The sequence below is a fragment of the Halorubrum sp. SD41 genome, assembly GCF_058630335.1.
The window spans coordinates 102,911-108,910 of sequence record NZ_JBZVGZ010000010.1 but is presented as its reverse complement, the minus strand read 5'-3'; the positions used below and the strand labels follow the sequence as shown (position 1 = coordinate 108,910).

Annotated in this window: 9 protein-coding genes and 1 tRNA gene; 1 reads left to right on the top strand and 9 read right to left on the bottom strand. The window is 60.4% G+C overall.

Going from position 1 to position 6,000, the window contains the following annotated elements; all coding sequences use genetic code 11:
• Positions 1 to 225: 225 nt before the first annotated feature.
• From AC4NMM_RS06475 to AC4NMM_RS06455, 5 genes are all read right to left on the bottom strand, one after another.
• A complete protein-coding gene (locus AC4NMM_RS06475) occupies positions 226 to 984 on the bottom strand; it encodes a hypothetical protein (RefSeq protein ID WP_491923863.1) in 759 nt (252 codons plus the stop codon).
• Between the two features lie 86 nt (positions 985 to 1,070).
• Complete coding sequence (locus AC4NMM_RS06470; RefSeq protein ID WP_096395952.1) at positions 1,071 to 2,039, bottom strand: aldo/keto reductase; 969 nt, start codon at positions 2,037 to 2,039, stop codon at positions 1,071 to 1,073.
• Positions 2,040 to 2,079: 40 nt separating this feature from the next.
• Positions 2,080 to 2,874 (bottom strand): thermonuclease family protein, encoded by a 795-nt coding sequence (locus tag AC4NMM_RS06465; protein WP_096395950.1) that lies wholly within the window; start codon positions 2,872 to 2,874, stop codon positions 2,080 to 2,082.
• 141 nt (positions 2,875 to 3,015) lie between these two features.
• Positions 3,016 to 3,597, bottom strand: coding sequence for a hypothetical protein (locus AC4NMM_RS06460; RefSeq protein WP_096395948.1), 582 nt, complete (start codon positions 3,595 to 3,597; stop codon positions 3,016 to 3,018).
• 467 nt (positions 3,598 to 4,064) lie between these two features.
• Positions 4,065 to 4,220: a hypothetical protein gene (locus tag AC4NMM_RS06455; RefSeq protein WP_231899182.1), complete on the bottom strand. Its 156-nt coding sequence runs from the start codon at positions 4,218 to 4,220 to the stop codon at positions 4,065 to 4,067.
• A gap of 169 nt (positions 4,221 to 4,389) precedes the next feature.
• Between AC4NMM_RS06455 and AC4NMM_RS06450 the strand changes: the two genes are divergently transcribed.
• Positions 4,390 to 4,587: a hypothetical protein gene (locus tag AC4NMM_RS06450; protein WP_231899181.1), complete on the top strand. Its 198-nt coding sequence runs from the start codon at positions 4,390 to 4,392 to the stop codon at positions 4,585 to 4,587.
• 6 nt (positions 4,588 to 4,593) lie between these two features.
• On the opposite strand, the gene AC4NMM_RS06445 is transcribed toward AC4NMM_RS06450, so the two are convergent.
• From AC4NMM_RS06445 to AC4NMM_RS06430, 4 genes are all read right to left on the bottom strand, one after another.
• Entirely contained in the window at positions 4,594 to 4,785 is a 192-nt protein-coding gene (locus AC4NMM_RS06445; RefSeq protein ID WP_157745999.1) for a hypothetical protein, read from the bottom strand.
• On the bottom strand, positions 4,782 to 5,297 hold the full coding sequence (locus tag AC4NMM_RS06440) for a hypothetical protein (RefSeq protein ID WP_157745997.1): 516 nt from the start codon (positions 5,295 to 5,297) through the stop codon (positions 4,782 to 4,784). Before AC4NMM_RS06440 ends, AC4NMM_RS06445 begins: the two co-directional genes overlap by 4 nt.
• A 126-nt stretch (positions 5,298 to 5,423) precedes the next feature.
• On the bottom strand, positions 5,424 to 5,714 hold the full coding sequence (locus AC4NMM_RS06435) for a hypothetical protein (RefSeq protein ID WP_172863975.1): 291 nt from the start codon (positions 5,712 to 5,714) through the stop codon (positions 5,424 to 5,426).
• A gap of 173 nt (positions 5,715 to 5,887) precedes the next feature.
• Positions 5,888 to 5,961, bottom strand: a tRNA-Tyr gene (locus AC4NMM_RS06430).
• Positions 5,962 to 6,000 lie beyond the last annotated feature (39 nt).

The following is a 6,000-nucleotide window of genomic DNA, read 5'->3' as shown; positions in this document are numbered from 1 at the left end:
CTCTTTCCCTACACGGCGCCTCCCCCTTTTAGTCCCACCCGACCCCCCCGCACGGCAGCCCCACACCTCCCCAGCCTCGTCGCTGGCGGCTGGCGCCGCCAGCGACTCCCTCGCGCGTGCTGGCTCGCGGCCTAGCGGCCGCTCGCAGGCACGCGCCACCGCACTAAGGTGGCTCCTGAGAATCAACTTCGCCGTTCGGCTATCGTTAATAAATAACGTCGCCGGCTACCGACCCGGGGACCGCTGTCGACACCGCCGCGAGGTGATCCCCTCCTTCGAGCGGAACCGACAGCCGCAGTCGGTACAGCGCACGAACGGTTCGCCCGGCTCGGTCTCGAGGCGGTGCTCGCCGACCTCGAACGGGCGGGTGACGGTCCGGGGCCGGATCCGGTCGGGGATCGGCGTCGACGCCGACTCGCTCAGGGCGGCGCGCACGGCGATGGTGTCGACGTCGACGCCGTCCCACCGCGAGGCTTCGAGGGCGGCCTCGCGGTCCGCGACCTCGGTCCAGCCGGTGACGACGACCGGGGAGTTCGTCTCCGTGTCGCCCACGACCACGACGAAGCGGACGCCGCCCTCGACGAGGGCGAACCGCCAGCCGTCGGTGCTGTTCCAGCGGAGCTGTCCCTCACGGATCGCGTCGCTCACGCTGCGCGTCGAGACGTACCGACCGGGCTGTTCGAGCCGCTCGCGGAAGTGGTCGGTGAGCGCGTAAAGCGAAGGGTCGCGCACGGGCGGGTCCTCCGGCGTCCGGGCGGCGGCCTCCCCGCCGCGCGGCGAATCGACCGACCGATACTCCCGGCTTCGGCCGGTCCGGTCGGATCGGCCGGCGCGAGCGCGGCGGCGCGCCGGCGACTCCGGCGGCGACCGAGGCCGTACGTCGTCCTCTCGGCTCGCGGCGGCGGTCGTGGAAGCGGTCCGACGCTCCGTCGATCCGGGCCCGAGGGGCTCCGCGTCCCCCGACCCGCCCTGTCGGGATGCCACTACGACACCGTATCGAGCGCGCTCTTAAGTGTGTTACGGCGACACAGGGCCGTCGGCCGTCGGTCTGCGCCCGGCGGCCCGACTCCCTACTCGTGACCGGAGACGCGGACCGGCTCGTACGGCTCTTCGAGCCACTCGACGTCGGAGTCGGAGAGGTCGACGTCGAGCGCCTCGACGGCGTCTTCGAGGTGTTCGACGCTGGAGGTGCCGACGATGGGCGCGTCGACGACGTCCTTGCCGGCCACCCACCGGAGCGCGATCTGCGCCATCTTCACGCCCTTCTCGTCGGCGAGCTCCTCGACGCGGCGGTTGATCTCCTCGCCGCCGCCCTCGCGGTAGGGCCGGCCGAGTTCGGTCTCGTGTTCCCCGCGCGTGGTCGCGTCGTCCTGTTCGTACGGTCGCGCGAGGTACCCCGCGCCGACGGGGCTCCACGGGATCATTCCCACATCTTTCTTTTGACAGAGCGGGACCATCTCCCGCTCCTCCTCGCGGTACGCGAGGTTGTAGAGGTTCTGCATCGTGACGAACCGTTCGTACCCCTCGCGCTCGCTCGTGTGAAGCGCCTCCGCGAACTGGTGGGCCCACATCGAGGAGGCGCCGATATAGCGCACGTCGCCGCGCCGCACCGCGTCGTCGAGCGTCGCGAGCGTCTCCTCGATCGGCGTGTCGTAATCCCAGCGGTGGATCTGGTACAGGTCGATCGTGTCCATCCCGAGCCGGTCGAGCGAGTTCGACAGCTCCTGTTCGATCGCCTTCCGGGAGAGCCCGCCAGAGTTGGGGTTCGACTCGTCCATCTCGCCGTACACCTTCGTGGCGACGACGAACTCGTCGCGGTCGTACTCGCCGAGGACGTCGCCGAGGATCTCCTCGCTCTCCCCGTTCGAGTAGACGTTCGCGGTGTCGAAGAACGTGATCCCGAGTTCGATCGCGCGCTCGATCAGCTCGCGGCCCTCCTCCTCGTCGAGCATCCAGTCGTGGCCGCTCCCGAAGCTCATACAGCCCAGCGCGAGTCCGCTCACGGTCGTCCCGGTCCCGCCCAGCGTCGTGTACTCCATGACCGATTGGGCGCCCGCCCGTCGCATAAAACGTCGTGTCTCACGGGAGCGACTCGCACGCCTCGCCGTCGCCGTCGGCGTCGAGGTCGTGCGGGTCGCCCGGCGACCGGTCGAGGACCGCGTTCGCCTCCGCCCGCGTGTCGAAGTCGCCGCAGTCGTAGTCGCCGTCCTCGGGGAGCGGCGGGAGGTCCTCGTCGTCGACCTCGCTCGGCTCGGTGGGGTAGTCGGACTCGTCGAACGCCCAGAGCCCCGCCCCGCGCTCCATCGCGTCCGCCTCGGCCGCTGCGTACGCGTCGCGCAGCGCGAACTCGGTGTCGTACAGCCGCGCGTACCCCTCGGTCAGCAGGCGCTCGTTGAAGTCCTCGCCGTCGACGTACAGCACCGCGAGGAGGCGCCCGTAGCCCCCGCGACGGTCGCCGCCGGTGACGACCGTGACTTCCTCGCCGGCGAGCTCCGACTCCGCGAACGCCGACGCCTCAAGGCCCCACGCCCGGAGGTGCGCCCGGCCGGCGTCCGTCTCCGGGATCCCCTCGAACTCGCCGGGCGAGGTCGACTCCGCGCTCGTCTCGGGCGTGTCGACGCCGAGCAGCCGGACGGTGTCGACCTCGCCGTTCGGGAACTCGACCTCCATCGTGTCGCCGTCGACGACGCGCACGACGGTGCCGGTCCAGGCGGTGTCGTCCGGGTCGTTGGGGTCGATGCCGTCGGGATTGTCGGGCGGGGAATTGAGGTCGGCGGGCGGCGATTCGGAGCCGACGTCCGGGACCGGCGCGCCGGCGCAACCGGCGAGCACGACGAGGAGGACGACGGCGATCGGCCGCCAGCGAACGCTCATACCCACCCGTCGCCGGGAGCCGTGAAAAGTCGGGTGGTGGCGGCCTTACCCTCACGCTCGGCCGCGATCGAGCGGTTTCGCTGTTACTTTTCAGCGCCTAATATTCTCGGTTCTGTTGTGACCCACTTCTAGAGTTACAGTTCATTCAATCCCTAATGATGTCTCGTCGGGTTCTGATTGAGTAAATATCCACATAGCTCCTGAAGCAAACAGTCCCACATAACTCATCAGCGCAGCGCTTAGCCCGTATGTGATGAGTTCACCACCAGAAATTGGGAGTTGATAGTAGCCACCAGTCTGAAAAACACCGACGAGCGTCACAGCGGTCCCTAATATTGCGGCAAGTATGGATACAGCTGCTGTTTGGACATGTGTCTGACTTCGCCATTTGGAAAGCGTCATCTCAGACGACTTCGGTTCAACCTCAACATCTGGTGGAATAGGCCAGCTTGACTCAGGACGATCGAGCCAGTAAATCTTCCCGTTGTTGACCTCTTGAAGCTGTAGTACGTCCCTCTCATTCAGTTCTTTTAGTCGAGCCCGTACAGTGTCATCACTAACCGATCCTCCGAGGGCAGCGTGCATCTGAGAAACATTATAGAACGGTCGGTCACCAAATTCAAACTCCTCAGCAACTCGTTTCTGTGTCAGGTCTTTATTGTAATTTGGTTCCTCAATTCTGGAGGAGATCCAATCTGGTAATTCATCCTGTTCACTCTCCATAGAGCAAAAACAGCACGGGAGGTCAAAACTTTCCTCCCATTCTACATTCGTCGAAGTAGGTTCCCGAATTGTAGAACCGGATTCTTCGTTTGTCGAACTAAGGAGTTTCAGCCTGTTATAACGGCTCTTACGCCGTTGTAGGTGTTGATGCATTCCAACAGCATCAACATGAGCAGACGAAAGGTGATTAGTGATGACAATTAGTGCCGAAGCACTACTGGGGTGTCTGGTATTCGTCCTCTTCAGCGTGCTATGGATTTACTTCCGTGGTCTGTCTCCGACAGGATTTTCGGCACAAGCGAACCTCGTAGCATTCCTGTCGGCTTCAATCGCTGGTGTCGCGGTTTACGTCAACGCAAAATAATACTGGACAGCATACACCACATTCAAACTCTATTTATTCACTCACTTGAGATCAGATAGTTCTTTAATTGCTCAATTTCTTGCTATAATTCTTCAATTTCTCTTTAGAGCGCCTGTTGCTCCAGTTCGGCCTCGATGTACAGCGAGAGGTCCATCCCTCGCCGCGGTGACGCCGGCTCCAGGTACTCAGCGGCGCCAGCATTGGCGCCCATCATCCCCATTACTTCGCCGAACGCCTGTTCCGCCTCCGGTCGGAGCATCCGCCGGAATCCTCCAGTTCCTTCGCGCGCTGCTCAACAATCATCTGCTGCGTCCTACTTGGCGGCACACGTGGACGAAGCGGGTGTTTAAATAAAGACATAAGCCATGGGCGCTGAGTAAAAGTGAAACAGGTCTCTCCAATCCGCCTATCGCGAGGATCTGCGAGAATTGGTCGCCGCGCTCGACGATCGTGGGATCTTCCGTCCCGGTGAACGTGAAGCGTGGGAGGAGGGGATCGAGGAGGCCGACGACATGAGCGAGCTGATGACGACCGGTGAGGCGCTACACGCGGCGATGGTCGATCGGGAGGGCGTCGACGAGGTCGTTAGCGAGCATACCGAGGAGCGGACGCAGGCGTTTGTTTAGAGATTGTTAGTTATCGCTGTCTTTGGGCTCCTCGTCTTCGCCTTTGTCCTCGGCTTCGTCTTCTGAAGCCTTCCGAATGATTCTGGAAAGATCTGGTCCCTCGAATTCCATGTTGAATACCTCTTCTGTGTCTGCATCATCAAACGGATTCGCTGTGGTTTCAGGCTCCGAGTCGTCTGTTTCGTCGGATTCAGTCATATTATATATACTAGTATGAGTGTAGACAACATAAGTGTCACGCCAACAATACTAGTGTAGATGGCAGCATCCAAATAAGTAGCCATTCTTCCATTTCTCTGCTTGGCGGTTTTAATACTCTCAAGGTACATATCCAATGCCCTACTAAGATAATCGTGCTCATGATGAGAGCCTTCTGCTGCTATATTTAACATCTCAGATCCCACCCCTAATTCAGCAGACCGCCGTTTTTGCATCGCAAAACCCCAACCAGTAGATACAGAGAGAAAAAGTGTTGATAAAAAAAGGAGAGTCAAAGGTATAAGACGAATACTCACCAGTGCTCCACTAGTGGTTAATGCGGATAGTACGATTGTGGTGATGATCAAATTAATACGTACTACTCTCCACCCTTTCTGCTCAAGTATTGAAATCGACTGGTAAAGCTCTCCAAGTGTATCTCTGGCGTCTTCTAAGGCTCGACGGTATGTTCTTATCTCACTAGGTGTAGAAGGACCATCCTGCTCAGACATGTTTGGATAGCAATTGCTACGCGAATGTATTGTGAGTAACCATATAATAGTGAGTCAAAATTCAACAGAGCCGATTAGATTATGTACCAAGCAACCTTGTCATGATTTCAAAAACTTTGAATTACATCAGGGTCCAGCGTGATTTTCTAACTCTCTTATAATTGGGAACACGGCACGCTTCCACACCTGATCGAGCGGCGTCGAATACGGAGTCATGTGCTCGATCACGTCGTCGAGCGCGACCAGCAGACCGATGAACGCGAAGCCCGCACCCGTCGCCGGGTAGTACGGCCAGATCGACGCGAAACCGAACAGCGACAGCGCCACGCCGACGTAGAAGTGGTGCGGCGCCAGCGCGTCCCCGTCCGACTGCTCCTCGGGTACATCCTCCTCGTCACTGTTGCGACGGGAACTCATCTTCTACCCCCGTCCACTTCGAAATTCGCACGACGGCGTCGGGGAGCGTTACGAAGCTTGTTGAACTCCGATTTTTTCGGGCGTCTTCTGAAAACGCGGCCTAACGGCTCACGTCTTCTACGCTCGGAAATCGCCGGTTCCGGGTTCCACCCGGAATCGACGGAAATGTTAGATCCGCCCTCCCCGAATTGAACGGGGGACAAGTCGATCTACAGTCGACTGCTCTACCAAGCTGAGCTAAGGGCGGTTACCGAAACATAGCCGCTGGATTCGACTTAAGGGTTCC

Bases quoted from the DNA above. Each gene is read 5' to 3' on its own strand.
- AC4NMM_RS06470 (WP_096395952.1), bottom strand. From the start codon at position 2,039: ATGGAGTACACGACGCTGGGCGGGACCGGGACGACCGTGAGCGGACTC.
- AC4NMM_RS06440 (WP_157745997.1), bottom strand. From the start codon at position 5,297: ATGTCTGAGCAGGATGGTCCTTCTACACCTAGTGAGATAAGAACATAC.
- AC4NMM_RS06455 (WP_231899182.1), bottom strand. From the start codon at position 4,220: ATGCTCCGACCGGAGGCGGAACAGGCGTTCGGCGAAGTAATGGGGATG.
- AC4NMM_RS06445 (WP_157745999.1), bottom strand. From the start codon at position 4,785: ATGACTGAATCCGACGAAACAGACGACTCGGAGCCTGAAACCACAGCG.
- AC4NMM_RS06465 (WP_096395950.1), bottom strand. From the start codon at position 2,874: ATGAGCGTTCGCTGGCGGCCGATCGCCGTCGTCCTCCTCGTCGTGCTC.
- AC4NMM_RS06460 (WP_096395948.1), bottom strand. From the start codon at position 3,597: ATGGAGAGTGAACAGGATGAATTACCAGATTGGATCTCCTCCAGAATT.
- AC4NMM_RS06435 (WP_172863975.1), bottom strand. From the start codon at position 5,714: ATGAGTTCCCGTCGCAACAGTGACGAGGAGGATGTACCCGAGGAGCAG.